The following is a 26,690-nucleotide window of genomic DNA, read 5'->3' on the forward strand; positions in this document are numbered from 1 at the left end:
GGAGTACTTTCATGGCAGCAAAAGCTGGACGGAAACGACTGGGTGATTTACTCGTAGAATCAGGTGTTATTACATCACAGCAATTAGAGTATGCGCTAACTGAAAAGTCAAAAGAAGAAAAGCTTGGCGACTTTTTAATTAAAAAGAATTACTTAACAGAACAACAGCTTATAGAAGTTCTCGAGTTTCAGCTTGGGATTCCTCATATTAATTTAAACCAATATACGATTAGCCCTGATCTACTTCAGTTGATACCTGCTGAATTAGCCAAACGTGCGAACATTATGCCAGTGCGCAAGGAAAGAAATAAGCTCTTTATCGCCATGGCAGACCCGATGGATTACTTTGCTATTGAGGAAGTGCGTATGGCTACGGGCTGTCAAATTGAAACAAGTATTGCAGCGAAGGACGATTTGTATCGAACAATTACCAAATACTATGACCTACAGGAATCAATGGATGCAGCCCTGTCTGATATGGCAACATCCAGCATCGATATGCAAACGGATATCGAGCGTGAGGATTCACCAATTGTTCGCCTTGTTAATCAAATTATTGCAAATGGTGTAGCACAACGAGCTAGTGATATTCACTTTGATCCACAGGAAACCGAGCTACGTGTACGATATCGTGTTGATGGTGTCCTTAGAACAGAGCGTTCCTTGCCAAAAAATATGCAAAGTGTTGTGTTAGCCCGAATAAAAATTATGGGAAATCTTAATATTACAGAAAATCGAATTCCTCAGGATGGACGTATTAAATCAACGATTAATTTCCGACCGATTGATATTCGACTCTCCACCCTACCAACCGTTTATGGAGAAAAGGTCGTAATGCGTATTTTAGATTTAGCAAACGCTGTAAATGGTATTGAGCAGCTTGATTTTTCAGATCAAAATGAGGCATTATTTCGCTCCATGATTGCACATCCCAATGGTATTGTCCTCATAACAGGACCAACTGGATCGGGGAAATCCTCCACACTGTATGCAGCATTAAATGAACTAAACGATGATGGTGTCAATATTATTACCGTTGAAGATCCTGTTGAGTATCAATTGGCGGGTGTCAATCAGATTCAGGTAAAGGAAGAGGTTGGGCTCACATTTGCAACAGGGCTGCGTTCTATTTTGCGTCAAGACCCAGATATTGTCATGATTGGGGAAATTAGAGATCTAGAAACAGCGCAAATTGCGACACGAGCTTCGTTAACAGGGCATTTAGTGTTAAGTACTCTGCATACCAATAGTGCAGTCGATTCTATCTCACGTTTGCAGGATATGGGCATTGAATCATTTTTATTATCGTCTTCATTAGTCGGTATTATGGCACAGCGTCTTGTTAGACGAAATTGTAGAGATTGCTCTGAGATTTATACTTTTACTGAATATGAGTTAGCTATTTTTAAAGATAATGGCATACCCGATGTGACGCAGGGACGTAAGGGACGTGGCTGTGCAGCATGTAATTTTACTGGTTACCGAGGGAGGATGGCTATTCATGAAATCCTACCAGTTGATCGTCATGTGAAGGAATTAATTATCCATGAGGTGGGCGATCAGAAAATCAGAGAATATATGAAGCAGCAACACTTTAAAACATTGCTAATGGATGGTTTACAAAAGGTTGCAGTAGGACAGACAACAATATCTGAAATCTTACGTGTTGCAAGTAAAGAGTAGGAGGTGAGCCCAATGACAGCATATTCAATTATTGAGTTATTACATCGTTCCTTTGAAGTGAAGGCATCTGATTTACATTTAACAAAAGGGGTACCACCTGTTTATCGAATTCACGGTCAGCTTGAGCACTATGGCACGGAGCCATTAGAAAGTGCCGATTTATTAGAGATGGTGAAAACGATTTTACCCGTTCATAAGCAGCAGGAATTCGAGGAGAAGGGGGAGACGGATTTTAACTATTCTCTACCTGGGAAATGTCGTTTTCGTGTGAATGCTTATCATCAGCGCAATGAGGTATCAGTGGCGGCTCGTTTAATCGAGGCAAAAATACCTTCGATTGAAACGTTAAATATGCCACAGGTGCTCTATCAACTTGCAGAAAAGCCACAGGGATTACTTTTAGTAACAGGTCCAACTGGCTCTGGGAAATCAACAACTTTAGCTGCCATGATTGACTATATCAATGAAACAAGAGCAAAGCATATTATTACACTGGAGGACCCGATCGAATACTTACACGCTCATAAAAAATCCATTATTAATCAGCGTGAGGTTGGTGTTGATACGCAAAGCTTTGCCAATGGTTTAAGAGCTTCATTACGTCAGGACCCTGACATTATTTTAGTAGGGGAAATGCGTGACTATGAAACAATCTCTACAGCAATAACTGCTGCAGAGACAGGGCACTTAGTGATGGCGACACTACATACTAGTAGTGCACCAACGACAATTGATCGTATTATCGATGTTTTTCCACCTCATCAACAGGCACAAATACGCGTACAGCTAGCCAATGTACTGCAGGGTATTATTTCACAAAGATTATTTGTTCGCAAGGATGTAAAGGGACGTATTGCCGCAACAGAAATTCTTGTGCAGGCACCGTCTATTTCGAATTTAATTCGCAATGAAAAGGTACATCAAATTCCGAGTGTAATGCAAACAAGTAAGGCACTAGGGATGCATACGCTTCAATCATCGATCCAGCAGTTAATTACAACAGGGAAAATCTCACTTGAGGATGCTAGACCGTATATGAATGCGGGGGAATATAGTTGACCGTATTTCGCTATCATGGGCGCACAAAAGCAGGCGTACAGAAAAAGGGTGTTATTGAAGCATCAAATAAACAGGCTGCGATTGATAAGCTACGAAAGCAGGGCATTAATGCGCGTGAGGTACAGGAATCGACTAGTATTTTACATAAGGAGCTTGCGATTGCACGAAAGGTAAAGCATCAGGACTTTGTTGTCTATTGCCGCCAGTATGCCACATTAATACGTGCTGGTATTTCAGTTGTAGAGGCTACTCAAATTTTAGCCGCACAAACCAAAAATAAAACGTTAAAAAAGGCTTTGCTGGAGGTAGAGGAGGATATTCGAAGTGGTACAGCCTTTTCAGATGCCGCAGCCAAGCATCCAAAGGCATTTCCATTATTATTTGTGAATATGATGCGGGCCGGTGAGGCTACAGGAAGCATTGATGATACATTAGACCGACTTGCCAATACCTTGGAAAAGCAGTATAGCATCAAAAAGAAAATAACATCGGCGCTTACATACCCTGCAATTTTATCTATTTTAACCATTGGTGTTGGATTGTTTTTAATGGTCTTTATTGTACCAACCTTTATGGCTACCTTTAAGGATATGGATTTGGAAATGCCATTGCTGACAGTAATTGTTGTTGGGATCAGTGATTGGCTTATCGCTAACTGGTATTTTGTGATTCTAGCCTTGGTTATTATCGTTGTTGTCTTTAACCTTTTATATAAAAAAAATAAAGACTTTCATTATTCAATCAATATTACCATTTTGCGTATGCCTATATTTGGTCCATTAATGCAAAAAAGCGTTATTGCTCGCATGACGCGAACATTAGCTACACTGTTTAGCAGCTCTGTGCCAATCTTAAATGCCTTAACCATCGTTGAAAAGGTTGCAGGCAATCCTGTTATTGCCAAGGTAGTTGTAGAGGCACGTGATAATTTAGAAAAGGGTGGCACCTTATCCGAGCCACTTGAAAAAAGCTGGCTGTTCCCACCACTTGTCTCACAAATGGCCGCTATCGGTGAACGAACTGGCTCACTCGATTATATGCTAGAAAAGGTAGCAGACTTTTATGAGGAGGAAGTGGATCGTTCAGTCGATACGCTAAAATCACTTGTTGAGCCATTAATGATTTTAGTGCTGGCAGCGGTAGTGGGGATTATTGTTGCAGCGATTTTCTTACCGATGTTCCAATTGTACGAGAACATGTAGTAGTAGAATTTTGATTAATTTTCTAGAATGATAGGTTAACACTTAATCAATTATATTAGTGCAGTATTGAATGGCCTATCTTTAAGGAGGAAGTACGTGTCGACACACTTCATATAGAAAAATATTTTTAAGGAGGAATTGAGTATGTTCAAAAAATTATTGAACAAAAAGCTTTTGAAAAATCAGAAGGGTTTAACGATTGTTGAATTACTAGCAGTTCTCGTTATTTTAGCGATAGTTGCTTTTATCGCTGTTCCTGCGATTGGCAATATTATTGAAAACTCACGTTATAATGCAGTGAAGGCTGATGCGGTTAATGTATTAAATGCAGCGAATTTGTACTATACTGATAATCCTGAAGACAAGAATAGTATAAAAATATCAGATTTAAAAGATGCTGGATATTTAGATAATCCAGGTAAGATACCAGGTGATGCAAAAGTTTCAAGTGGTGTACCTCGGGAATTAAAGGCTACTGTAAAAAATGTTCTTAAAGCTAATATTGAATTCGACAATACTACATTAGAGACGATTAGTATAGATAAACAAAAAGGTAGTAAAATTGATGGGGACAGCTATACAGTAGGAAAGACTACTAAATAGTCCTCCCAACCTCCTCAGAAATGCTCACCGGCATTTCTGGGTGGGAAATGGATGACTAATTAAATCACCTATGTACTAGCTTAAAAAGGGGGTCTTTTCGCATGTTGAAGAGAAAGAAAAAATCGTATGTGTCCCTCGAATTGAAGGATTATGTTCTTCGTGCCATTGTGGCGGAAGGGTCTGATCCTTCACGTTGGCGGCATTATGAGCTGCCCTTAGCACATGGCATTCTTGAAAATGGCATTATCCATGATGAGGTTGCTTTATTTGAATCGATGAATAAAGAGGTAACGAAATGGGCTGGCAAAAAACAATTGGCTCGAATGTTTGTGCCCGATATGTCTGTTCTTTTGAAAAGCTTTGATGTCCCTCATGACTTGAAGCCAGAGGAGCTTAGAGGCTATGCGGAAATGGAGATTGGGCACTCGATTCATCTCCCCTTTCAGGAGCCACTGATTGATGTTTATGATGCTGATCCGCTGGATGGTAAGGCACAATTATATGCCGCTCCCTCAGAGGAAGTAAATAAAATTGTGGCGATGCTCCTCGATATTGCACTGGAGCCAGAGGCAGCGGATATCCGTGCTCTTTGTAATATTCGTTTATTGCACCATTTACAGCTACTGGAGATGGATAAAACCTATTTAATTGCAGAATGGTCTATTAACGAGCTGTCGATTAGCATATTTTCACAGGGTAATGTGGAATTTTTACGCTATCAATCCATTGATACCAATATGGAGCAATGGGAAAGCAAGGTACAGGGAGAATATAGCTATAACTTTCAATTTAATGGCGAGTTAGAGGATTATCGGATGATTGTTATGGATCAGGTGCTAGAAATTGATCGTATGATGAACTTCTTCCGTTTTTCTTTACATAAGGGTGAAAAATCTGTTGATGAGATCATTATTTTAGGGGACAACCCTTTATTACCTACCATTAGTGAGTTTCTACGTGCCAATTTAGGTGTTCCATTAACCGAGTTAAATGATCAGATGCTACAGAAGAAGTTTCCGCAGTTTACAAGAGCGTTTTCCTCCTTGCTTGGACTAGCCTTGAAGGAGGTTCACGGATGATTCCAGAAATTAACCTCTTACCGAAATTAGAGAAGCGGAAAACCTCGCCATTGTTGATTTATATTATTCTAGCAATTATTCTTATTATTTTAGCGTTTATGACCTATCTATTTTTTGATGCTAGGACAGCATTAAAGGATTTATCAGCAGAAGAGAGACGATTAGTGGAAAGACAGGAGCAGCTACGAAATGATATCGCCACAAAGCAAAGTCAAAATACAGGCTCATTAAAGCAATCTGTTCAATATGTACAAAGTGTTGCTTATCCCGTAACGCCCTTAATTGATGAAACAAATGCATTGCTACCAAGCCCAAGCTATTTACGTAGCTATTCATTTGGCACAAACCAAGTAACAATTGAGGCAGATTTTGAAACAATGACAGCTATTTCTAAATATGTCGAGCGTTTATTAGCAAGTCCTTATTTTACAGATGCCCAAATTGGCTCTATCACTAATTTTGACATTGAGCTAGGAGAGCAGGACAAGGACTTACCTGCTGAGGAAAAATTTAAGCAGATGCCTCGTTACTCTGTGTCTATTACAGCTACAATTGATTTTATGTATCTGGTAGGGGGACGAAGCTCATGACGAGATTACTAAATAATAAGAAATCAGGCATACTATTGCTTGTCCTGTTGATAGCCTCCTTATTATTTGCGCTCTATTATTATGTTATTTTGCCAAAGAAGGATGAGGTACAAGCGAAGGAAGTTAGTATTCAAAGTCTGCAAACTGAGATTAAAAGCTTAGAGCAATCCCTGGCCTCCTTTGATGAGCAGCTCGAGGTTCCCATGCAGGAAACTTTAGAGATGCAAAAAAAAGTGCCAAATGTAAGAGCGGTTGAGCAGGTATTGAGAGATATGGTGGAAATTGAAGAGGTGACAGGTACGCGCATGGAGTCGCTAATCTTTAATAATTATGATGAGCCTGTGGCAGATGCCAACGTGGGTCAAACGAATACAGTTGCTGAGGCAGAAGCAAAGGTTAATGAGGAAAATCAAGAGAATACGGAAACTCCGCCTATTTCTACGATTGCTCAAGAAAATATTCCACCAGAGCTAAAGCTAGTAACCTTTACCTTTGATATTGGGGCCTTAACATTTGACTCAATGGTTACCTTTTTAAAGGAAGTGGAAAAGCTTGAGCGAGTGATGAAAATTGATACGATTAAAATGTCTCTTCCTGGTGAGAAAGAAAAGCTGGACAAAGAGGCGGATACTATCATTAAGGCTACTGTACAGATTACGACGTTCTATTACGAGGGACAAGAATAAAGATAGGCGCGCATACTTCATATGTATGGGCGCCTCTTAGTTTAGGAGGACATAAAAATGGAAATGGCTTATACCGTGACAGTATTTATTTTTGGGCTTGTTTTTGGCTCTTTTTTTAATGTGGTGGGCTTACGTGTACCTATCAAGGAATCCATTGTGCGACCACCCTCACATTGCACAAATTGTCAAAGGCAGCTAACAGCCCTTGATTTAGTACCTGTATTGTCCTATGTGTGGCTAGGAGGAAAATGCCGTAGCTGTGGACAGAAAATTTCTTGGATTTACCCTTTAATGGAGCTGATTACAGGGGTTTTATTTGCATTTGCCTATTGGAAACTAAGCTTTACCATAGAATTTTTTGTAGCTATATTGCTGATATCATTACTTGTTATTATCGTAATATCAGATTTTGCCTATATGCTTATTCCTGATAAAGTCCTGCTCTTTTTCCTACCATTGCTCTTCATAGGACGTGTACTTTCACCGTTAACCCCATGGTGGGATAGTGCGCTGGGTGCAATTGTTGGCTTTGGCATATTATATTGTATAGCTGTCCTGTCAAAAGGTGGTATGGGTGGGGGAGATATTAAATTATTCTTTTTACTAGGGCTTGTATTGGGCACATTAAAGGCACTCTTAACGTTGTTTATAGCCGCTGTTATCGGGATGGTTGTTGGCATTATAGTGTTAAAGGCAAGACAGCAGGGCAGAAAGACACCAATTCCATTTGGCCCATCCATTGCTATTGCGGCTATAGTTGTCTATTTTTATGGAGATGCCTTGATAAATTGGTATCTTGGGTTATGGTAGGGGATAACTTACAATTTTGGAGGGGATAAAGTGAAGCCAGTAATTGGCATAACGGCCTTTTTGGAGGATGATTTGTCAGCAAGATTAAATGCTGCCTACAGTAATAGTATTATCGAAGCTGGGGGCATTCCGCTCATTATTCCACCTGGTATAGAGGAGGATGTTGCACAAACTTTGTCTTTGACGGACGGGTTATTGCTATCGGGAGGCTGTGATGTCCATCCATTTCTCTTTGATGCAGAGCCTGCACCCAAATTAGGGAAGGTACACCCTGAAAGAGATTCTGTAGAGCTTGCTTTAATCGAGGCAGCCTTTATTCGCAAGATGCCGATTTTTGGTATATGTCGTGGCATTCAAATATTAAATGTTGCCCTTGGAGGCAATATTTATCAGGATATGGAGAGCGAATATCATAGTAAAAAATTATTAAAGCATATGCAGCAGGCAGCTCGGGGTGTTGCTACCCACTATGTTACGGTTACACCTGATTCATTATTAAACAGAATCACCGAGAAAGAGAAAATAGCCGTAAATTCCTTTCATCATCAAGCTGTCAACGTATTAGCTGAGAAATTAAAGGTTGCTGCAAAATCCAGTGATGGAATTGTAGAAGCAGTCGTACATGAAGATCACCCGTTTTGTCTGGCGGTACAGTGGCATCCAGAAGAGCAGGCGATGGCAGGAGATGAAGTGTCAAAGAAAATATTTACTGCTTTTATAAAGGCAAGCCTAACATTCAAATTAGAGGCATAGAATCCATTGTAAAGTGGATTCTTTTTTTGATAAAGGAAGATGGCGAAAAATTTTGTTCGAAATCTTCGTAAAGGTATTTAATACTGCCAATTACGGATAAATGCAGGGAGTAGGGGGTGATTTGGATTACAACGCTTTGCTGACGTTAGCTCCAATATTTCATCCTGGTCATCATCAGTCACCGAAATAAAAACAAAAATGCTTTCGTCGATAATGCCCTCCTGCTTCAATTCATACATCGTATCACTCATTGCTTGATGAAGCATCTCTTTATGTTTAACAAATTCCTCGTCTTCGATATGCAATATTGTATCTAATAATTCACGACTTACCTTTTCGAGCATATCCGTTTCATCATAATGTAAATATTCATCCTTTAAAAAACGATAGTTTTCGGGGTCGTCCTCATAGTTCTGACCAATTTCAATAAGTGATTTTTCGGTTCCCATTGTTAAATAAAGGCTTCCACAATCACCATCTGTCACTAAAACAGCCGCATAAATTTGTTCATCGTATAAGGAGCTATACATTGTCGTATATGCCTCTTGTACAGCCTGCTTAATTTTTTGTTTCAAATGGATGCACTCCCTATGTAGATCGTATTTTGTTCTATGTCTCAAATTAAGAAAAAGAGGTATATGCTCATCAGGGAACATATCAGCCTCTTAAAATCATCCAAAAATTTTATATTTTTTAGTGCACACGACGATAAAGGCCTACAACTTGTCCTAAAATTGAAACTTGATCGACAATAATTGGCTCCATTGTGGAGTTTTCAGGCTGTAAGCGGAAATGATTTTTTTCCTTAAAGAAACGCTTAACCGTTGCTTCATCCTCTTCTGTCATTGCCACGACAATATCCCCGTTATCAGCCGTTGATTTTTGCTTTACAATAACTAAGTCTCCATCAAGTATACCAGCTTCAATCATGGATTCACCCATAATCTCTAGCATAAATAATTGATCCTCACTTGTCCCATAAGTATCTGGTAGCGGGAAATACTCTTCGATATTTTCAATAGCTGTAATTGGAGAACCTGCTGTTACTTTACCCACAAGAGGGACGTGAATAACACTTTGCTTTTGGATTGAGTCTTCTGGCTCCAATATTTCAATGGCACGAGGCTTTGTTGGGTCACGGCGGATAAAGCCCTTTTGTTCTAAACGAGCTAAATGTCCATGAACTGTTGAGCTTGAAGCAAGTCCAACTGCTTCGCCAATTTCACGTACAGATGGTGGATACCCCTTTGCGCGTACTTCTTCTTTAATAAAGGCTAAAATGTCTTCTTGTCTTTTCGAAACTTTTTTCATGATTGCTCACCTCTTTTTTCTTTTATTTCTACTTATTAGATAGTATAGCAGAATGCGAACACTTATGCAAACATAGGTTCGAAAAGTGTTTGACAAAAACGTTTGTTCGCACTATTATAAGAACGTACATTCCGAACAAACATTCTAGAAAAGAGGTTATAATGATGAATTGGTTAAAGAAAAATCCGCATATCTCCATTTTATTAGGGGCTTGCTTACTGTTTACAGGATACCTTTACATAACAGATCCTGGTGAGGTGACTTACAAGGAAATACAAGTCGAGCATGGCGATAGCCTATGGTCGTTAGCAGAGCAATACCGTGGTAAAATGAGTAAGGAAGACTGGATTAAATTAGTAAAGACAGAAAATGAATTACCAGATGTTCAAATTATTGCAGGTAAATCATTAGTCATTCCAGTGGTGGGAAACCAAGCCAATCCCATAAACTCTATTGAAATTGCGAGAAATGAACCATGATAAATAAACAACAATCGGCTGTAATCTATTGCCGCGTGAGTACAGAAAAAGAGACACAAAGTTCCTCGCTTGAGCGTCAGCAGGAAGAATTAACGCGCTATGCCAAGGAGCAGGGCTACAATATAAAGGGCATTTTTTTAGATCAGCATAGTGGCTATGATGTGGAGCGAGATGGCTTACTCGAAATGCTTGATTTCATTAAAGAAAAGAAAATTCATGCATTATTTGTCCAGGATGAAACTCGCTTAGGACGTGGGAATGCCAGAATGGCTGTGCTGCATTTATTGCAAAAAACTGAAACAGATGTTTTCTCCATGCGGGATGCAGGACCTGTACAATTAAATGAAATGGATACGATGCTGCTAGAAATATTAGCGATCGTAGAGGAATACCAGCGTAGAATCCATAATGCTAAAATACGGCGTGGTATGCGTCGAGCGGTGGAAAAGGGCTATAGACCTGAAAATAATTTATCGAATCGTGGAAATCCAAATGGGCAGGAGCGAAAGGAAGTCCCGATTGAGGAAATTATTAAGCTTCGAAACAAAGGCTTTACATTCGAGGAAATTGCCATGACGCTTCGAGGCTTAGGCTTTGATGTCAGCAAGGCAACAGTACATCGAAGGTATCGGGAGCATCAGGAAAAGGTAATAGGTGAATAATGGAAGGTCTGTGGGAGTTTTTAACATCCCACTGATGGTAGAGAAGAGCATGATTAATACAAGCTCTCAATTATCACATTATCAGGTAGTTTAAATGGATTTTCTTGAAATGTTTTGTATAGTTAATTATACAGACATTGATTGGAACCTGATAATGACACAAAAAAGCACCCATTCAACTAAATAGGTGCTTTTTTCATAAATGTTAAATTGATATCATGTGATTTTAGTGATGTTTCTTTACTTTCTAAAAAGTGATGTACTTTACTTCCAAACTCGACATAGGAGTTATTTACTTGCGAAACATTTTGGTTTTGAAATGTTTGGTTGCTGTTACCAGTTATAAATATTGGCACAATACATAATGGACAACTACCATCATCTTCAATCATAGAACCACATAGCGAGCAATACTTGTCTTCAAGCTCACCTGTTTGATTAACTTTGTCCTCCAAAAGATGTAATTCCAATGAAGACTTCAAATCATTAGGATTAGTTATTGCTAATGATTTTTCTTTCAAAGAATCATTAAATACTGTTGCAAATAAAGAAGTTTTTATTGGAACAGTAACTACATCATTACTCATTTTGCTGTTTGTAAAAATATTAAATGTACTGAAATTATTAATGTTTATAAAATCCACCTCATATTCCGTACCAGTTATGAAAACTTCATGTATTTTTAATCCATGGTATCATTTTTGGTAAAAACTGTTTTTTAGAAAACATCAATCCAAAACTTACATTCTCATCTACCGTAATGAGAGTCTAGTTAAGGACATAGACAGAGGGTTTTTACTAATTTACCACATGGCTTACAATATACCTTGTATAAAGGGCCCCCACATTTGCTATGAAAACCAACATATTTTGTTTCTTTTAGAGTACCAACATGGTTACACACAGCAAAAACGGTAATTTGTCCATCTCCAGTTATACTATCATGTACAAAAGCATCATGTTCGTGTTCTTCAATTGAATTTTCTGTGAATAAAGTGGAAGAAAAATCCTCCATTAGTTCTTGATCTAACTCAGATGCTGATGCTTTCCCCATAATCCCAAATACAATAAATACGGCAAATAATGCTGTCAAGATGGTGATTATCTTCTTCATAATCCTAGCTCCTTTTTGTTTTTTAGGAATTGTACAAAACCTTAGTTATATAATAATACATCCTATAAAACAAATAAATGGTAATTTAGTTATTTATTTGTTAATTAATTATATAATTCAATTTTTATAAATTTGTAGGTCAATTTTGCCTTCATATTGTTCAGTGAATAGCACTAATAATTGACGATAATATTCATAGAAGAAAATATGAATATCTCGAGAAATGAAACAATGAACGAATTAAACAAAAACTGGCTGGCATGAGTCCAGTAAAATACCGAACGTATGCCAGCCAATTAACTGCATAATAAAATTCTAACTCTAAGGGGGCTCAAAAGGCTTCTAGTGCATTTAGTATTTATCCTTATTGGCAAATTGTTAGAAGTCACTATAATATTCACTTTGCTTGATTGTAACAGCAATATTCGCTATACCCACTCCTCATCTAAAACAGCATAATAGTATTCATCCCACCATTCATCACCATTTGGGATACATTTTTTAAAATATCCTTCACGTCTCATGCCGATTTTCTCCATTACTCGATAGGAGGCAATATTCTCTGGCTGGCACGTTGCGATGATTCGATGAAGGTTCATTTCCTTGAACCCATAGTGTAGTACAGCTTTTGCTGCCTCAGAAGCATAGCCTTTGTTGTAGTATTTCGGATTAAAGACCCAGCCAATTTCATATGTATGGTCGCCAAAATATTGATGAAAAACAATATGACCAATTATCAAATTCTCTTCTATTAAAGTAACTGGAAAGTATTTTGCCTGATCGCCACTATTGTCTAATACAAATTTCTTAGCCATGTCCTCGTTAAAAACACCTTCAGGAATATACTTCATCACCTGGCTATCGGATGTATAGTCATAGACTGCCTGCCAATCGTCCTCCTTAAAATTTCGAATAAGTAATCTATTTGTTTCTATCTTCATGTATTTTCCTCCATGCAAGTAAATTTTTAAAGGCTCTACTATAGTTATACACATCTATCTCCTGAAAGTCATGTAATCTGTGGTATTTTTTACTAAAGCAAAAGGGTTGGTATAACTGCATTTTAAGGGAATACATGCTATACTTTGCATACCAAATACATTAAGATATGTACTGGAAAGGTGTGTAACTATGTTATCAAAGGAAAAAATTAAGCGAATCAATGAACTTTCTGCCAAAGCAAAGAATGGAACATTATCGGAGGCAGAAGCGAAGGAGCAAACAGCACTTCGTAAAGAGTATTTAGATACATTTAGAGCAACTATGCGTGATACCATTGAAAATGTAAAAGTGGTAGATATAGAAGGAAATGATGTAACACCTGAAAAGGTAAAACAAGCGAAAAAAAATAAATTTCTAAATTAATGTGACACATTTCTTTAAAGTATGTTACAAATGCTAAATAGTATAACAAAAGCATTGTTTTCTGTGACAATGTTGACTAAACTGTAGAAGAACAATATATAGGACGAGAAAGGATGTCACAACAAAATGACTCAACATGCGGATCAACTAGCGATTAATGCTATCCGAACATTGTCAATCGATGCAATTGAAAAAGCAAATTCTGGTCACCCAGGTTTACCAATGGGGGCAGCGCCAATGGCTTATACGCTTTGGACAAAACAACTTCACCATAATCCAGCTAATCCGAAATGGTTTAACCGTGATCGTTTTGTACTTTCAGCAGGTCATGGCTCGATGCTACTGTACAGTTTACTTCATCTAGGTGGCTACGGCTTACCAATGGAGGAAATTCAAAACTTCCGTCAATGGGATTCATTAACTCCAGGACATCCTGAATATGGTCATACAGTTGGGGTAGAGGCTACAACAGGTCCTCTAGGTCAAGGTATTGCTATGACAGTAGGTATGGCAATGGCTGAGCGTCATTTAGCAGCTACTTACAATAAACCAGGTCATGACATTGTTGATCACTATACATTCGCACTTTGTGGCGATGGTGACTTAATGGAAGGTGTAGCAGCAGAAGCTATTTCTTTAGCGGGTCACTTAAAACTTGAAAAATTAATCGTACTTTACGATTCTAATGATATTTCTCTTGATGGTGATTTAGAAAAATCATTCTCAGAAAATGTTCAAAAACGTTTCGAATCATATGGCTGGAACTATTTAAAAGTAGCAGATGGCACAGATGTTGAAGCCATTAACTTAGCTATCGAGAAAGCTAAAAAATCAACTGGCAAACCAACACTGATTGAAGTGAAAACGGTGATTGGTTTCGGTTCTCCAAATAAATCAGGTAAAGCAGATTCGCACGGTGCGCCACTTGGTACAGATGAGGTTGTATTAACGAAAGCAGCCTATGAATGGGCACATGAACCATTCCAAATTCCTGCAGAAGTTTACGATACATTTAATGCCGCCGCTGAAGTGCAAGGCACACAGCCAGAAGAAGCTTGGAATGCTAAATTTGCAGCCTATAAACAAGAATTCCCAGAGCTAGCTGCTCAATTTGAAAAAGCAATGAATGGGGAATTACCAGAGGACTTTGCTTCTGAGTTACCGGTATATGAAGCAGGTAAATCTGTAGCAACACGTTCTTCTTCAGGTGATGCGATTAATGCCATTGCGAAGAAAACACCATCATTCTTTGGTGGTTCTGCTGACCTTGCAGGCTCCAATAAAACAACGATGAAGGGGGCAGGCGACTTCTCTGCGGATGACTATGCTGGTCGTAACATTTGGTTTGGTGTTCGTGAATTTGCAATGGGTGCTGCTATGAACGGTATGGCTCTTCACGGTGGTTTAAATGTATTTGGTGGTACGTTCTTCGTCTTCTCTGATTACGTTCGTCCAGCCGTTCGCCTTTCTGCATTAATGGGTCTTCCTGTAACGTATGTATTTACGCATGACTCGATTGCAGTAGGGGAAGATGGTCCAACACATGAACCAATCGAACACCTTGCATCATTACGTGCAATGCCAAATCTATCTGTTATTCGCCCTGCAGATGCAAATGAATCAGCAGTTGCTTGGGAGCTTGCCGTAGCATCAGAAAAAACGCCAACTGTTTTAGTGCTATCTCGTCAAAACTTGCCTGTATTGAATGCATCTATTGATACGGTACGTGAAGGAGTTGCGAAGGGTGCTTATACAGTATCTCCAGCTTCAAAAGACGTGGCAGATGCAATTTTAATTGCAACTGGCTCTGAGGTTTCACTTGCTGTGGAAGCACAAAAAGCATTAAAAGCAGAAGGTATGGATGTAGCAGTTGTATCAATGCCGTCTATGGATCGCTTTGAAAAGCAAGATGCAGCTTACAAAGAATCTGTTCTACCAAAAGCTGTGACAAAACGTCTTGCCATTGAAATGGGTGCATCATTCGGCTGGCATAAATATACTGGCTTTGAAGGTGACGTTCTTGCTATCGACAAGTTCGGCGCATCAGCACCAGGTGAATTAGTAATGGAGAAATATGGATTTACAGTAGAGAATGTTGTTGAGAAGGTAAAAGCTCTTTAATATCTTGAGGTACCGCAATACTCAGTAGGGCTAAAAACCCTCTGAGTGCTGCGGTATTTTTTCATCTTTGGAAGATTTTATGAGGGAAATCCAAATAGCTGCGCCATGAATACATAGAGTAGCAATAAATATGAAGAAGCTCTTTGCACTCCCTCCGATATTGAGCTCATCGGCTATAATACCACTAAACCAAAGCAGTTGACCTGAAATTAGGATAGAAAGTCCTGCAAACAGAAGACAAAACCAGGTTGGTACATTTTTAATAAAGACAATCAACAGCAAGATAATAGCGAACAGCAATATGACCTCAAAAATAGGATCGAGTAGAGAAAACGAATGATTTGTAACAAATTGTTTATAAGTAAAATGTGTTTCCATACAATTCCTCCTTATACTAAGTAATAACGATAATAGAATGAGAAGGTTCAAATTTCTTTAAAATTTATATTACCATTATTTCCTTATCTGTGTACAATTAGAGAAGATTTTGAAGAAGTGGGGTAGAGATATGAAGAACTATAGAGTAATATTATTTGATTTAGACGGCACCTTGTCTGATCCTAAAATCGGTATAACAAAATCGGTTCAGTATGCTTTAGAAAAGATGGAGATTATGGAGGAGGATTTGGATAGGCTTGAGACATTTATTGGTCCACCATTGCATGTATCTCTTGCTGAGCAATATGGGATGGATGAGGCACAAATCCATCAAGCAATTGCTTATTATCGTGAACGATTTTCGAAAAAGGGCATGTATGAAAATAAACTCTATCCACAAGTAACCTCCTTATTAGCGAATTTGAAGGAGCAAGGCTATCAATTAGCAGTGGCTACGTCTAAGCCAACCATTTTTGCGGAACAAATTTTAAGCTATTTTAACCTTGAGCAGTTCTTTGACCTTGTGGTGGGAAGTCATTTAGATGGCACACGATCCGCAAAAGGTGAGATCATCGCGTTTGTTTTAGAAAGCTTTAGCGAGGTTCCTCGTCAGCATTTTATTATGATAGGAGATCGAAAATACGATATTGCTGGCGCACAAGAAAATCAAATTGATGCTATTGGCGTAACATACGGCTTCGGATCATTGGAGGAACTACAGCATGCACAAGCAACGTATATTGTGAGTAGTGTCCAAGAGCTTCAGGAGATTTTTAATAAATAAAAAACTGCATTGCTAAAAATGCAGTTTCGTTTCTTTAAAGTGAACAGGGTTGATTGAACAGTGTTATTTTGCCAGACCATTTTGAAAGGCATAGACAACTGCTTGTGTGCGATCTTGGACATCAAGCTTTGCTAAAATATTGCTGACATGTGTTTTCACGGTTTTTAAGGCAATATATAAGTCATCCGCAATTTCTTGATTCGCCTTACCTTGAGCCATTAACAGCAGCACTTCCATCTCACGATCTGTTAATTGCTCATAAAGTGGGGTGCTATTGCCATGGCGCATACGATGCATCATTTTAGATGTCACCTCAGGCTCTAACACCGTTTCGCCCCCCATTGTTTTACGAATAGCGTCTGCAATCTGCTTGGCATTGGATGTTTTTAAAATATAGCTGACGGCTCCTGCCTCTAGTGCAGGATAGACCTTGTCGTCATCTAAAAAGCTTGTGACCATCATTATTTTTGCCTCTGGCCAGGCTGTTAAAATTTCAGCCGTTGCCTCTGCCCCTGTCATAATTGGCATAACGTTGTCCATTAAAATAATATCGGGGCGAAGGGCAAGGGCACGCTCGACCGCCACCTTGCCATTCTCAGCTTCACCTACAACTGTGATATCCGGCTGTGCTGACAAGTAGGCAGAAACACCAATCCGTACCATTTCGTGGTCATCCACTATTAACACTTGAATCATTTACTTCAACCTCCTTCTGTAGTGGAATCTTTACCTCTACGATTGTACCTTCCCCAGGCACTGATACAATTTTATACATACAGCCAATCTCCACAGCTCGTTCGGCAATATTTTGCAGGCCATAGGAAGTAGATTTATCCGCTTCAACATCAAAGCCAAGACCATTGTCCTGAATGCGTAAAATGGCTAAATCATCTCGGGCAACAAGCATTAATTCGACCTCGCTCGCCTTTGCATGACGTAACGTATTGGATAATGCCTCCTGTGCAATACGGAATAAATGATCCTCTTCTGCTTTCGATAAAGACATTTCCTCCAGCTCATATTCAATATGAAAAAATACTTTTTGCTGAAGCTCGATAATGAGCTCCTCTAGACCTTGGGCAAGTGTTTTATTATGCAATGCAACAGGGCGTAAATGTAGTAATAACGCTCGCATTTCTAGCTGTGCCTGTTGAACAATTTTTTCAACCTGCTTTAAGCTTGTGGCATTTTCATCGTTCTCCGTTAAAGCGGACAATAGCATAGAGGCTGCAAATAATTGCTGTGAAACAGAATCATGTAGTTCTCTGGCAAGGCGCTGACGTTCAGCAATAATGCGCTCTTGTATGATTTTATCATTAGCTTCTGCACGTTCATTCGATAATCGCTGCAAGCTTTTTCGTTGGGTATCGATTAATTCGCTTGTTTGCGCGATCGCTTTTTTCAGCGGCTTTGGCAATGGCTGCTTTTTAGGTAAGACAAAATCTGGTTCAATTAATTGTTTGACAATACGCGTTGCCTGCGCCTCTCTAGCACGAGCCGTCATACTAATCCAGCCCGCTATTAGTAGACTGATACCAAAGATGCTGAGAATAATAATTCCACCTAATGGCATATTGCCGTATTGTTGCTGCCATAGAGGTTCCCAGGTTTTCTCCTTTGGTTCACCCCAAACAGCTACGAGGAGACCGAAAGCCGCACTTGTTATAATGAAAAATAGCGTAAAGATTCTTGAGATAAAGGCAATCATTTACGTAGCACCTCCAAGTCTCCAAGCCATGTTGCAACATGTATAACAAGTGTACGCTTTGCATCTTCAGGATTGCCATCTGAGAAGCATACACTTTCATTTAGTAGGCGTTGTGGCCCAATATTTAAGCAAGTTATATCGCCAAATAGTGTTGTATAGTGTAAACGGAATGGAACTTCATAAGGTATATAAATTTGCACCTTACCAATGCCTTGACGAATTGTAATAAGACTTGTGCCAGCAGGTAAAATGGTTTGTGTTGTATCAATTGTAATATCACCAGCAAGTCTTTGAATTTGGACATCTTGCCATTTATAGGCATCTATAGGTGCAGGCAGCGTACCGAATATTTCATTTTTTGTAGTAGGAAGTTTATCAAATAGCTCTGAGCCGACCACCTTTGCTTCATTTTCTCTTTGTAAATATTGATAAAGCATGTAGAGCAGTATGATAACTATAAACAGGCGCAGGCTCCACATCGTAAAGAGGGCAATGGCAATAAAGAAAATTCCTGTCCATTTAAAGAAACGAATTTTTTTCGAGAAACTTAAGTAAAGAAGTCCAGCTCCAATCAATAGACTAAAGGCGCCGCCATTATTAAAAATTGTAAGCTCTACAAAGACGAGTAAAAAGAAGCATAGTACCCAAAATGTAAGCTTATTAGTTGTGAAATTTTGCAAGAGGGTCACCCTTCTTTCTAGTTATTGATGAGAGAAGCCGAACTTCTCTAAAAATCAAAGTTAATGTTTTTCTAGCATTTTTTTAATTGTGTCATTTATGATTGGTGAATCGAGCTGATTTGGGTAATGGGCAGAGTGCTCCAATGTAATAAATTCCTTACCACTTGGCACATCTAAAAGCTCGTAATATTGTTTTGCCAATTCATAATTTGCCTGTTTATCATATTTACCATGAATGATGTAAACGGGTACATCTATCCTTTTTATCGTATCAAAAAAATTTGTATGGATAATTTCTTCTTTTAATGACTTGCTTTTAACAAGACTAAATTGAGGCCCAGAGATAAATGCCTTATAAAGATCCCGTAAAGAGTAATCTGGTGAAGTAAAAGCTCCTTTTATTAAATCAAAAAGATTAACCTTTTCTATCGTCTCATCAAAATAATTCATTCCTTTAAATCGATTAATTAGGTCACTAAATCGATCCTCATCCTCTGCTAGATAAGGCCCCTTTCCTAAATCCTCTAAAATGCGCAGTGTTTTCTCATCGTCATTTGCTTGGGCCTCATTTTTTAACCAGCTATAACCGAGTTCCTGCCCTTTAATAATATCAGTTATTTGAGCAATTCCTAAATAGGCGTGGAATTTCTCGGGATATTTAGCCACTAATTGAGTACCAATTATCGTACCAAAGGATTGACCAATGATAAAGATTTTTTCCTGCTGGTAATGCTCTCTAATATAATCAACGATATGATTAGCGTCTTCTGTAAATTGAGATAGATTCATGGTAGTAACAGATAGTTCCTTATTATAGCTTTTCCCTGAACCTCTCTGATCGTAATAGACGGCGACACAATTCTCAGTTATTTCTGGATACAATGTTCGAGCACTTACACCATAAGGAAACGGAGAGCCTGGCCCGCCATGAAGGAATAAACAAAAGGGCTTCTCCTTATCTTGCCCTTCCACTAAGATAAACTGTTTATCTCCATTGACCGCTATTTCTTTGAGCTCACTAATACCGCCATTTTCGATAATTTCAGCACTTTTTTGATGAATACGCTGTTGGGCAATAAAACGATAACCGAATAATATAAGTGCAAATAATAGAAGTATAATAAAAGCAAAAAGACATATTTTAATCATATGACTAAACCACTTTCTGTTTTTCATCATAAAAATTCCTTTATTCAGTCACTTAGGAGTTATGAATCAACAACCTCTGACTGAAGTATATTTAGTTTTCCTTAGTAGTTTTTCTTCAAAGAAATGGGATGCTTCCTAATAGAGGCATCCCTTATTTCTTTATATTATACCATGTTATTTATTTTCGATTAGTAGTGGTGCGTTTTCTTCCGCTGCTTTTTTTTCTAACTGAGCAAGACGTGCCTCAAAAGTAGTGACTTCATGATCTTTATCGATTTGGTAAGCAAGCTTGTCGATATAGGCTTCTAAATCCTCAAAGTTCGTTTTATTGTTTTTAGCAAGCATACCATCCATTTGATGGTGCGCACGTGTTACGTTTTCTTTGCCCATTAGCTGTAATTGACGCACTTTCATATCTTTAATTTTGTGCTTCATCGTTTCAAATTTACGCTCAAGCTCGAAGTACTCACGTGTACTTGCTTCAATACTAGCTTGTAATGTATTATTTCGTGCCGTGTAAGCAGCAACCTCATCAGTAGCAAAGTCGATTAAATCCTGTTCACCGCTATTACTAGCCAATTTTAGTTGCGCTTCACGCTTATTAAGTAGCTCAGCGTTTTGTTTCAGCTCCTGCTCCAATTTTTCCTTTAGTTGGCCTTGACGCTCTAATAATGTTCCTGTTTGCTCCGTTTGTTTTTCTGCCTCGCGAATATATTGATTTAGCATGGCAATTGGATTTTTCTGTTCCTTTTTATCAAATGCCTGATGTAAGTCCGCCTCTATTGTATATTTAAAGCGTTGAAATAAGTTCATGTAATCTCTCTCCTTTTATTTTGTTAAGTTTGACCATTCTTTTTCAAAGTTTGTAAACGGATCTTCTTCTTTTGCTTCAATTGTTGGAATTTTAACATCTTCGTTATTCCATTTTTTATAGATCACGTAGATGATAGCGATCGCCGCTAATCCGATCATTGCTGGGATATTAGATACGGCTGAAAGAACACCAATCAGACCCACTGTGAACCAAATGATTTTGCCAAATGTTGATTTGCTTGCGATGTAGAAGTGCATACCAAGTGCTACAAATAACCCCGAAAATAGTAACCCTGCTAGTGGTCCGATTAAGGCAAGTGCTACACATGCTGCAACGATGCCTCCTGTTAATAGAAGAAATTTTCTCATATGTTTTAGCTCCTTTCGTTTGTACCTTTATAGTACCTTTCCTAAAGCTCTTCTAAAACGGACTGGAAATTGATTTTACTCTAGGTCTTGAGGCTGAGAACAGTCTAAGCTCCTGCTATAAAGGCTTTTATAATCAATAATGGGGGAAAAATGAGCTAGTTTCACAGTCATATGGCAACTTATTCATGCTAAAAATGGCTTTACACTGTGTTCTGTCATAATGTCATTGATAGATCCGAAACTAGAAGGTTTTCGACAAAAATAGAAGATGAATACCTCCTTCGTTTGACAAATTAAGGAGGTTGCTTGAGCTATACTTATGAAAAAGAAACTTGAACGAAGGAGGATTTCTGGTGAGAACCTATTCCATATATAAAATAAAAGAAGAGCATTTAACATTTATTTTCGGTAGAGAACGAAAGTTATTAGAGATGATGCAGGGCTGCGAAGATGCTAACGAGAAATCCTTAAAAGAGCTTGCCTATATATGTGAATCTGTTCGCTTCGATGAAATTGCTGCGATGCTAGAGGTGCAACTAGATTCCAAATATGCACATTTAGAAAGAGCTCGTAATGCCTTATTTTTAGAACATCCTATAAAGGGGAAAATGGCTATCTATTTGGTGGAACGTAAAATTTGTGTCTACTGTGAAGGATCCAGAATGCTCGATTTAGATCTTTTCCAGATGCTTGCGAAGATGAGTGAGCGTTTTATTGCCTTCAATAAACAGGATAATGAGTGTGGATGGCTAAAGCCTATGAAGTATACAATGCACTAGCAAAATTCGCTACAATATATAGTAACACGCTATCATTTGGTGTATAATGGAGCGTGGAGAGTTTTTTCTCGGTATATTGTAGTGGAGGAGGTTGGTTGTATGCCTACATGGGGCTGGATTATTATCGTAATTATCGCATTAGCAGCGGGAGCGGCACTTGGTTTCTATTTCGCTCGTCAAGCTATGATGAAATATTTAAAAGAAAACCCACCTATTAATGAGCAAATGATTCGTATGATGATGGCGCAGATGGGTCGTACGCCGTCTGAAAAGCAAGTACGTCAAATGATGGCACAAATGAATAAGTTCCAAAAATAAGTAGCATTTTATAAAGAGCAACTAGTCCAAGCCTGGCTAGTTGTTTTTTCATTTTTTAAGCCAGAGTTCTTATTTGCTAAATATTTTCTATAATTCATAAAAATCATACAATTCTATCGGAAAACTAGTTATAATGGATTTAATCTATTTAAAGGAGTTGTGTGCATTGCAGAAAGAAAAAACAAATGTTGAGAGTTTTGATTTAGATCATACGAAGGTAAAAGCACCGTATGTTCGTTTAGCTGGTGTTAAATCAGGAAAAAATGGCGATGAAGTGTATAAATACGATATTCGCTTGAAGCAGCCTAATAAAGAGCATATGGAAATGCCTGCATTACATTCCTTGGAGCATTTATCGGCTGACATTATTCGCAATTATTCAGATCAAATTGTTGATTTTAGCCCAATGGGTTGTCAAACAGGCTTTTATGTATCATTGATTAATCATAATGATTACGAGGATTTATTAGATATATTAGAAAAGACATTTACGGATGTAACAAAGGCAACTGCGGTTCCTGCATGTAATGAGGTGCAATGTGGCTGGGCAGCAAGCCATAGCTTGGAAGGAGCACAAGCATTAGCTAAAGAATTTTTAGCAAAACGTGATGAATGGCATATCGTTTTTGCTGAATAAAAAATAAACCTTGCGTGAAATTTATCACGCAAGGTTTCACAGTGTTGAAAAACTAAATGGTCAAGGGACTCTTTGCGAAGACTACTAAGTCAAAAGAAGGTGATTTCCGTTCCAGGCTACTCGCTTTGTTGCTGTCGCTTCGCTTTCGCACAGAGCAAAGCTTCCTGTGGGCGAGCGACGAGCCGCTTCCTGCGCTGACGCTCCGTGCAGGGTCTCGTCTGTCTCACTATCCCACGGGAGTCGAGTAGCCTTGCACTCCAATCAATAATAGTGTAGAACTTTTAATATTCACTTCCATCAAAAGTAAAGTAAAAGTATATTACCCACCATCATTAAATGGATATAATAGCACAATTCTATAGTTGTTGTCCTACACTTTATGTATAGAATCACTTTGTTGCTTTACATAAAGCCACTTTTTGCTGTCACTCTGTTTTTGCATAGAAAAATGTTATCAAAGCTCCACTATTGCGCAAAATAGTGATGGTTAAGACTTCAAATTATCACTACATATTTATGTGAAATGCCGATAGAAAATACTATGAGCAATGGTTGATTGGAGTGTAGACTGAGTGACTCCTCGGGGATTCAGCGTCACAGATGAGACCCTGGAGCGAGCAACGCGAGTGAAGCGGCTCATCGGACGCCCCCAGGAAAGCACTCAGTCGGAACGGAGATCAACCCCTCGTTTTGAAAAAAGGCTATACTTTTTAATTTGTCACCTTGATGTCATTGACATAATAGTATTTCAACAACATGAAACCTTGCGTGAATTTATCACGCAAGGTTTTCTATTTTTAAAAATGAAATGGAATAACATTTGAGGAGGAAGATTCACGATTCATTTTCTGATAAATGAAGCTTTCTAAAAAATCATGAATTAAATCCTCATATTCAGCCATATTTTCATTAAAGGATTGAGCATGGGCTCCTGTATCAAATAGCTTTAATTTCTTAGGACCAGTCTTTTTATTGTATAAGTCCAGTGACATAGAAGCAGGAATAAATGTATCAGGAATACTATGGATAAAGAGTATGGGCTTTTTAATATTTGTGACTGCTTCAGCTGGTGTCACACTTTTAAAGGAATAGCCATCACGCAATCGAATAAAAAAATCTGCAAAGCGAATGGGAATAATAGAGCCGTACTTAAATTCTGTTTTGGCAATTTGTCGAAGGAGCATGGAAAAATCAGAAAAGGCACAATCTGAAATATAGAAATCTGCACCATCCTCTATTGTTCCTGCATAAAGGAGCATTGTTGCAGCACCCATTGATTCCCCATGAATACCAAGAATCGCATTTTCTCCAATCATCGCCTTGACCGTTTTCACCACGGCATCCAAGTCATTTTTCTCATAATAGCCATAGCTAGTTGTTTTACCTCCGGACTCCCCATGGCGACGATGATCAAAAATGACAGAATTGTATCCGAGTCGTTCAAAAAGTCGAGCATATTTGACAGAGTTGATTTTATTTTCTGTTACGCCATGGCAAATAATGATGGTGTTATCGGTTTCTAATGGCTGAAACATAGTACCTCGAATTGTATAGCCATTAGGTGAATCAATATTTAATTCACATTTTAAATTTTTATTGTACCAAGCTTCGTCAAAGCGTTTAGCTGTAGTTTCCCGTTCACGTACAAACTCGGGGTCCTTTTGTTGAATGTACATCAATTTATTTGAAAGCGCAAAGCCGAACAGTCCTGTTGCTGCAGCGGCAAGCGTCGTTGTAATACCTGACAATAATAGCATTTTCTTCTTCATGATTAGCACCTCCACGTCCTGTTTCTATTTGTAATGTTCCCAACTAAGATTGTTTAAAACACGTCAACATTTTACAATAACTTCGGCAAAACTGCGATTATTTCTATTATCGAAAATCGTCAAAACATTTGTTAAAATATACATATCTGCTAGTAGCATATGCAGCAGTGTTGATTTTTGAATGGGGAAAAGGGGAGAATGGATATGGCAAACGAGGTAGTAATCGTAAGTGCTGTACGTACAGCGATTGGCTCTTTTCAAGGAGCATTAAAGGACATACCAGCGACAACTTTAGGCAGTATTGTCATTAAAGAAGCATTGACGCGTGCTGGGGTAGCAGGCGAACAAGTCGACGAGGTTATTATGGGGAATGTTTTATCGGCAGGACTTGGTCAAAATCCAGCTCGCCAAGCAGCCATTGCAGCAGGGTTACCACATGAGGTATCTGCGCTAACGATTAATAAGGTGTGTGGCTCTGGCTTAAAAGCGGTGCATTTAGCGACACAGGCCATTTTAGCAGGAGACGCAGATATTATCGTGGCAGGTGGCTTTGAAAATATGAGTCAAGCACCATATGTCTTAAAAAATGCTCGTGAAGGCTTCCGTATGGGAGATCAGAAGGTTGTCGATACAATGATTCATGACGGTCTATGGTGTGCATTTAATGATTACCATATGGGCATTACCGCAGAAAATTTATGTGATGCCTATGAGATTTCTCGAGAAGAGCAAGATGCTTTTGCGGCACGTTCACAACAGCGTGCAGAAGCAGCTATTGAGGCAGGGAAATTTAATGATGAAATCGTCGCTGTGGAAATACCTCAGCGTAAGGGAGAGTCAATTGTTTTTGATAAAGATGAATTCCCTCGTAAAGGTGTGACAGCAGAGTCTCTATCCAAATTACGTCCTGCCTTTAAGAAGGATGGATCAGTAACAGCAGCCAATGCATCTGGCATTAATGATGGCGCAGCAGCAGTTGTTGTTATGTCAAAAGAAAAAGCAGAAGCGTTAGGCATTCAACCGATGGCATTAATTGCCGCAAATGCAAGTGCAGGTGTTGACCCAGCCATTATGGGAACTGGACCTGTCACAGCCGTAAAGAAAGCATTGGCAAAGGCTGATGTTTCTTTAGAAGCAATTGATTTAATTGAAGCTAATGAAGCATTTGCAGCACAATCCATAGCTGTCGATCGCGAATTAGGCTTTAATCATGATAAACTAAATGTCAATGGGGGAGCAATTGCCCTTGGTCACCCAATTGGTGCAAGTGGAGCACGTATTTTAGTAACACTTTTACATGAGATGGAAAAGACTAATGCCAAAACAGGTCTTGCTACCCTCTGTATTGGTGGGGGTCAAGGTGTAGCAACAATTGTTAAACGCCCTTGATGACAGTAAGAAGGTGAAAGTAATGGGTAAAAAACGAAAACAGCAACAGCAACGTATGGATGGTAGTTTGACAGCTACTTTACCAAAGCAGGAGGCCATGACCTTAGCGGATCAGCTCGGTGGAGATGTGCTTGCTAAGTTAAAGGCAGCTAAACAGGATTTAGCAGCGAAGGAGCAGGCTGCTGAAGAAGAACGCCAAGCCAAACTAGCCTTTGAGCGCAAGCAGCGTGAAAAGAACAAATCGTTTGAAGAGCTCCTAAACGAATACGGCGATAAAGGCTCAAAATTTTAAAAGAAAACAGTGAATCCACATGCGGGTTCACTGTTTTTATGTTTATAAAGAGCTTTTGTGTTTTTAGCAACATTTGTTTCAATTGTTTAGAAAAATTCATAAAAATAGG

Annotated in this window: 32 protein-coding genes; 19 read left to right on the forward strand and 13 right to left on the reverse strand. The window is 38.7% G+C overall.

The genetic code is table 11. From position 1 onward, the window contains the following. The first annotated feature begins 11 nt into the window (after window positions 1-11). From AC2CGN_RS01670 to AC2CGN_RS01710, 9 genes are all read left to right on the forward strand, one after another. Complete coding sequence (locus AC2CGN_RS01670; RefSeq protein WP_429980752.1) at window positions 12-1,682, forward strand: GspE/PulE family protein; 1,671 nt, start codon at window positions 12-14, stop codon at window positions 1,680-1,682. A gap of 12 nt (window positions 1,683-1,694) precedes the next feature. Continuing rightward, window positions 1,695-2,741 carry a type IV pilus twitching motility protein PilT gene (locus tag AC2CGN_RS01675; RefSeq protein WP_429990762.1) on the forward strand — a complete coding sequence of 349 codons (1,047 nt, stop codon included), beginning with the start codon at window positions 1,695-1,697 and terminating at the stop codon, window positions 2,739-2,741. Beyond that, the gene (locus AC2CGN_RS01680) at window positions 2,738-3,943 is read left to right on the forward strand and encodes a type II secretion system F family protein (protein WP_484511722.1); all 1,206 of its coding nucleotides are present in this window, start codon (window positions 2,738-2,740) and stop codon (window positions 3,941-3,943) included. Before AC2CGN_RS01675 ends, AC2CGN_RS01680 begins: the two co-directional genes overlap by 4 nt. A 144-nt stretch (window positions 3,944-4,087) precedes the next feature. Next, window positions 4,088-4,546, forward strand: coding sequence for a type II secretion system protein (locus AC2CGN_RS01685; protein WP_484511724.1), 459 nt, complete (start codon window positions 4,088-4,090; stop codon window positions 4,544-4,546). A 101-nt stretch (window positions 4,547-4,647) separates the two neighbouring features. Next, window positions 4,648-5,625: a type IV pilus biogenesis protein PilM gene (gene pilM / locus AC2CGN_RS01690; protein ID WP_484511726.1), complete on the forward strand. Its 978-nt coding sequence runs from the start codon at window positions 4,648-4,650 to the stop codon at window positions 5,623-5,625. Next, window positions 5,622-6,215 carry a PilN domain-containing protein gene (locus AC2CGN_RS01695; RefSeq protein ID WP_286927064.1) on the forward strand — a complete coding sequence of 198 codons (594 nt, stop codon included), beginning with the start codon at window positions 5,622-5,624 and terminating at the stop codon, window positions 6,213-6,215. The genes pilM and AC2CGN_RS01695 overlap by 4 nt, the downstream gene beginning before the upstream one ends. Continuing rightward, the gene (locus AC2CGN_RS01700) at window positions 6,212-6,901 is read left to right on the forward strand and encodes a hypothetical protein (RefSeq protein WP_484511728.1); all 690 of its coding nucleotides are present in this window, start codon (window positions 6,212-6,214) and stop codon (window positions 6,899-6,901) included. Before AC2CGN_RS01695 ends, AC2CGN_RS01700 begins: the two co-directional genes overlap by 4 nt. Window positions 6,902-6,958: 57 nt before the next feature. Continuing rightward, window positions 6,959-7,711 (forward strand): prepilin peptidase, encoded by a 753-nt coding sequence (locus AC2CGN_RS01705; RefSeq protein ID WP_484511730.1) that lies wholly within the window; start codon window positions 6,959-6,961, stop codon window positions 7,709-7,711. 30 nt (window positions 7,712-7,741) lie between these two features. After that, complete coding sequence (locus AC2CGN_RS01710) at window positions 7,742-8,464, forward strand: gamma-glutamyl-gamma-aminobutyrate hydrolase family protein (protein ID WP_484511732.1); 723 nt, start codon at window positions 7,742-7,744, stop codon at window positions 8,462-8,464. Window positions 8,465-8,541: 77 nt separating this feature from the next. On the opposite strand, the gene AC2CGN_RS01715 is transcribed toward AC2CGN_RS01710, so the two are convergent. Continuing rightward, window positions 8,542-9,039 (reverse strand): DUF4303 domain-containing protein, encoded by a 498-nt coding sequence (locus AC2CGN_RS01715; protein ID WP_286927068.1) that lies wholly within the window; start codon window positions 9,037-9,039, stop codon window positions 8,542-8,544. A gap of 118 nt (window positions 9,040-9,157) precedes the next feature. Further along, on the reverse strand, window positions 9,158-9,775 hold the full coding sequence (lexA, locus tag AC2CGN_RS01720; protein ID WP_283871287.1) for a transcriptional repressor LexA: 618 nt from the start codon (window positions 9,773-9,775) through the stop codon (window positions 9,158-9,160). Between the two features lie 164 nt (window positions 9,776-9,939). On the opposite strand from lexA, the gene yneA reads away from it, so the two are divergent. After that, window positions 9,940-10,254 carry a cell division suppressor protein YneA gene (gene yneA, locus AC2CGN_RS01725; RefSeq protein WP_054772316.1) on the forward strand — a complete coding sequence of 105 codons (315 nt, stop codon included), beginning with the start codon at window positions 9,940-9,942 and terminating at the stop codon, window positions 10,252-10,254. Further along, a complete protein-coding gene (locus AC2CGN_RS01730; protein WP_286927069.1) occupies window positions 10,251-10,916 on the forward strand; it encodes a YneB family resolvase-like protein in 666 nt (221 codons plus the stop codon). The genes yneA and AC2CGN_RS01730 overlap by 4 nt, the downstream gene beginning before the upstream one ends. A gap of 179 nt (window positions 10,917-11,095) precedes the next feature. On the opposite strand, the gene AC2CGN_RS01735 is transcribed toward AC2CGN_RS01730, so the two are convergent. The 3 genes from AC2CGN_RS01735 to AC2CGN_RS01745 form a co-directional block, all read right to left on the reverse strand. Next, complete coding sequence (locus AC2CGN_RS01735) at window positions 11,096-11,503, reverse strand: hypothetical protein (RefSeq protein ID WP_484511736.1); 408 nt, start codon at window positions 11,501-11,503, stop codon at window positions 11,096-11,098. A 185-nt stretch (window positions 11,504-11,688) separates the two neighbouring features. Further along, window positions 11,689-12,030 carry a hypothetical protein gene (locus tag AC2CGN_RS01740; protein ID WP_484511738.1) on the reverse strand — a complete coding sequence of 114 codons (342 nt, stop codon included), beginning with the start codon at window positions 12,028-12,030 and terminating at the stop codon, window positions 11,689-11,691. 428 nt (window positions 12,031-12,458) lie between these two features. Beyond that, window positions 12,459-12,971, reverse strand: coding sequence for a GNAT family N-acetyltransferase (locus tag AC2CGN_RS01745; protein ID WP_484511740.1), 513 nt, complete (start codon window positions 12,969-12,971; stop codon window positions 12,459-12,461). 190 nt (window positions 12,972-13,161) lie between these two features. Between AC2CGN_RS01745 and AC2CGN_RS01750 the strand changes: the two genes are divergently transcribed. After that, window positions 13,162-13,395, forward strand: coding sequence for a DUF896 domain-containing protein (locus AC2CGN_RS01750; protein WP_286927076.1), 234 nt, complete (start codon window positions 13,162-13,164; stop codon window positions 13,393-13,395). 126 nt (window positions 13,396-13,521) lie between these two features. Next, window positions 13,522-15,516 carry a transketolase gene (gene tkt, locus AC2CGN_RS01755; protein WP_484511742.1) on the forward strand — a complete coding sequence of 665 codons (1,995 nt, stop codon included), beginning with the start codon at window positions 13,522-13,524 and terminating at the stop codon, window positions 15,514-15,516. Between the two features lie 30 nt (window positions 15,517-15,546). On the opposite strand, the gene AC2CGN_RS01760 is transcribed toward tkt, so the two are convergent. Next, on the reverse strand, window positions 15,547-15,894 hold the full coding sequence (locus AC2CGN_RS01760) for a hypothetical protein (protein WP_054772319.1): 348 nt from the start codon (window positions 15,892-15,894) through the stop codon (window positions 15,547-15,549). A 130-nt stretch (window positions 15,895-16,024) separates the two neighbouring features. On the opposite strand from AC2CGN_RS01760, the gene AC2CGN_RS01765 reads away from it, so the two are divergent. After that, entirely contained in the window at window positions 16,025-16,678 is a 654-nt protein-coding gene (locus AC2CGN_RS01765; protein WP_429980783.1) for an HAD family hydrolase, read from the forward strand. 63 nt (window positions 16,679-16,741) lie between these two features. Here AC2CGN_RS01765 and AC2CGN_RS01770 read toward each other — a convergent pair whose 3' ends face one another. The 6 genes from AC2CGN_RS01770 to AC2CGN_RS01795 form a co-directional block, all read right to left on the reverse strand. Continuing rightward, window positions 16,742-17,374, reverse strand: a complete 633-nt coding sequence (locus AC2CGN_RS01770) for a response regulator transcription factor (protein WP_054772235.1) — start codon at window positions 17,372-17,374, stop codon at window positions 16,742-16,744. Beyond that, a complete protein-coding gene (locus AC2CGN_RS01775; protein ID WP_286927080.1) occupies window positions 17,349-18,386 on the reverse strand; it encodes a sensor histidine kinase in 1,038 nt (345 codons plus the stop codon). Before AC2CGN_RS01775 ends, AC2CGN_RS01770 begins: the two co-directional genes overlap by 26 nt. After that, window positions 18,383-19,066, reverse strand: a complete 684-nt coding sequence (gene liaF, locus AC2CGN_RS01780) for a cell wall-active antibiotics response protein LiaF (RefSeq protein WP_429984615.1) — start codon at window positions 19,064-19,066, stop codon at window positions 18,383-18,385. Before liaF ends, AC2CGN_RS01775 begins: the two co-directional genes overlap by 4 nt. Before the next feature lie 60 nt (window positions 19,067-19,126). Then, the gene (locus AC2CGN_RS01785) at window positions 19,127-20,215 is read right to left on the reverse strand and encodes an alpha/beta fold hydrolase (RefSeq protein ID WP_484511746.1); all 1,089 of its coding nucleotides are present in this window, start codon (window positions 20,213-20,215) and stop codon (window positions 19,127-19,129) included. A 174-nt stretch (window positions 20,216-20,389) separates the two neighbouring features. After that, window positions 20,390-21,028, reverse strand: coding sequence for a PspA/IM30 family protein (locus AC2CGN_RS01790; RefSeq protein WP_484511748.1), 639 nt, complete (start codon window positions 21,026-21,028; stop codon window positions 20,390-20,392). 15 nt (window positions 21,029-21,043) lie between these two features. Further along, a complete protein-coding gene (locus AC2CGN_RS01795) occupies window positions 21,044-21,397 on the reverse strand; it encodes a lmo0954 family membrane protein (protein ID WP_286927083.1) in 354 nt (117 codons plus the stop codon). A 353-nt stretch (window positions 21,398-21,750) separates the two neighbouring features. Here AC2CGN_RS01795 and sirA point away from each other — a divergent pair, with 353 nt between their 5' ends. The 3 genes from sirA (at window position 21,751) to AC2CGN_RS01810 (ending at window position 23,131) form a co-directional block, all read left to right on the forward strand. Further along, window positions 21,751-22,176: a sporulation inhibitor of replication protein SirA gene (gene sirA / locus AC2CGN_RS01800; RefSeq protein ID WP_054772231.1), complete on the forward strand. Its 426-nt coding sequence runs from the start codon at window positions 21,751-21,753 to the stop codon at window positions 22,174-22,176. Window positions 22,177-22,275: 99 nt separating this feature from the next. Next, complete coding sequence (locus AC2CGN_RS01805; RefSeq protein WP_004232154.1) at window positions 22,276-22,494, forward strand: YneF family protein; 219 nt, start codon at window positions 22,276-22,278, stop codon at window positions 22,492-22,494. Window positions 22,495-22,627: 133 nt separating this feature from the next. After that, window positions 22,628-23,131 (forward strand): S-ribosylhomocysteine lyase, encoded by a 504-nt coding sequence (locus AC2CGN_RS01810; RefSeq protein ID WP_484511751.1) that lies wholly within the window; start codon window positions 22,628-22,630, stop codon window positions 23,129-23,131. 797 nt (window positions 23,132-23,928) lie between these two features. On the opposite strand, the gene AC2CGN_RS01815 is transcribed toward AC2CGN_RS01810, so the two are convergent. Continuing rightward, window positions 23,929-24,900 carry an alpha/beta hydrolase gene (locus AC2CGN_RS01815; RefSeq protein ID WP_484511753.1) on the reverse strand — a complete coding sequence of 324 codons (972 nt, stop codon included), beginning with the start codon at window positions 24,898-24,900 and terminating at the stop codon, window positions 23,929-23,931. A gap of 204 nt (window positions 24,901-25,104) precedes the next feature. Here AC2CGN_RS01815 and AC2CGN_RS01820 point away from each other — a divergent pair, with 204 nt between their 5' ends. Next, window positions 25,105-26,289, forward strand: a complete 1,185-nt coding sequence (locus tag AC2CGN_RS01820; RefSeq protein ID WP_484511755.1) for an acetyl-CoA C-acetyltransferase — start codon at window positions 25,105-25,107, stop codon at window positions 26,287-26,289. A gap of 22 nt (window positions 26,290-26,311) precedes the next feature. Further along, on the forward strand, window positions 26,312-26,581 hold the full coding sequence (locus tag AC2CGN_RS01825) for a YqkE family protein (protein ID WP_286927087.1): 270 nt from the start codon (window positions 26,312-26,314) through the stop codon (window positions 26,579-26,581). Window positions 26,582-26,690 lie beyond the last annotated feature (109 nt).

It is taken from the genome of Lysinibacillus sp. DFXJR4, from assembly GCF_057196045.1.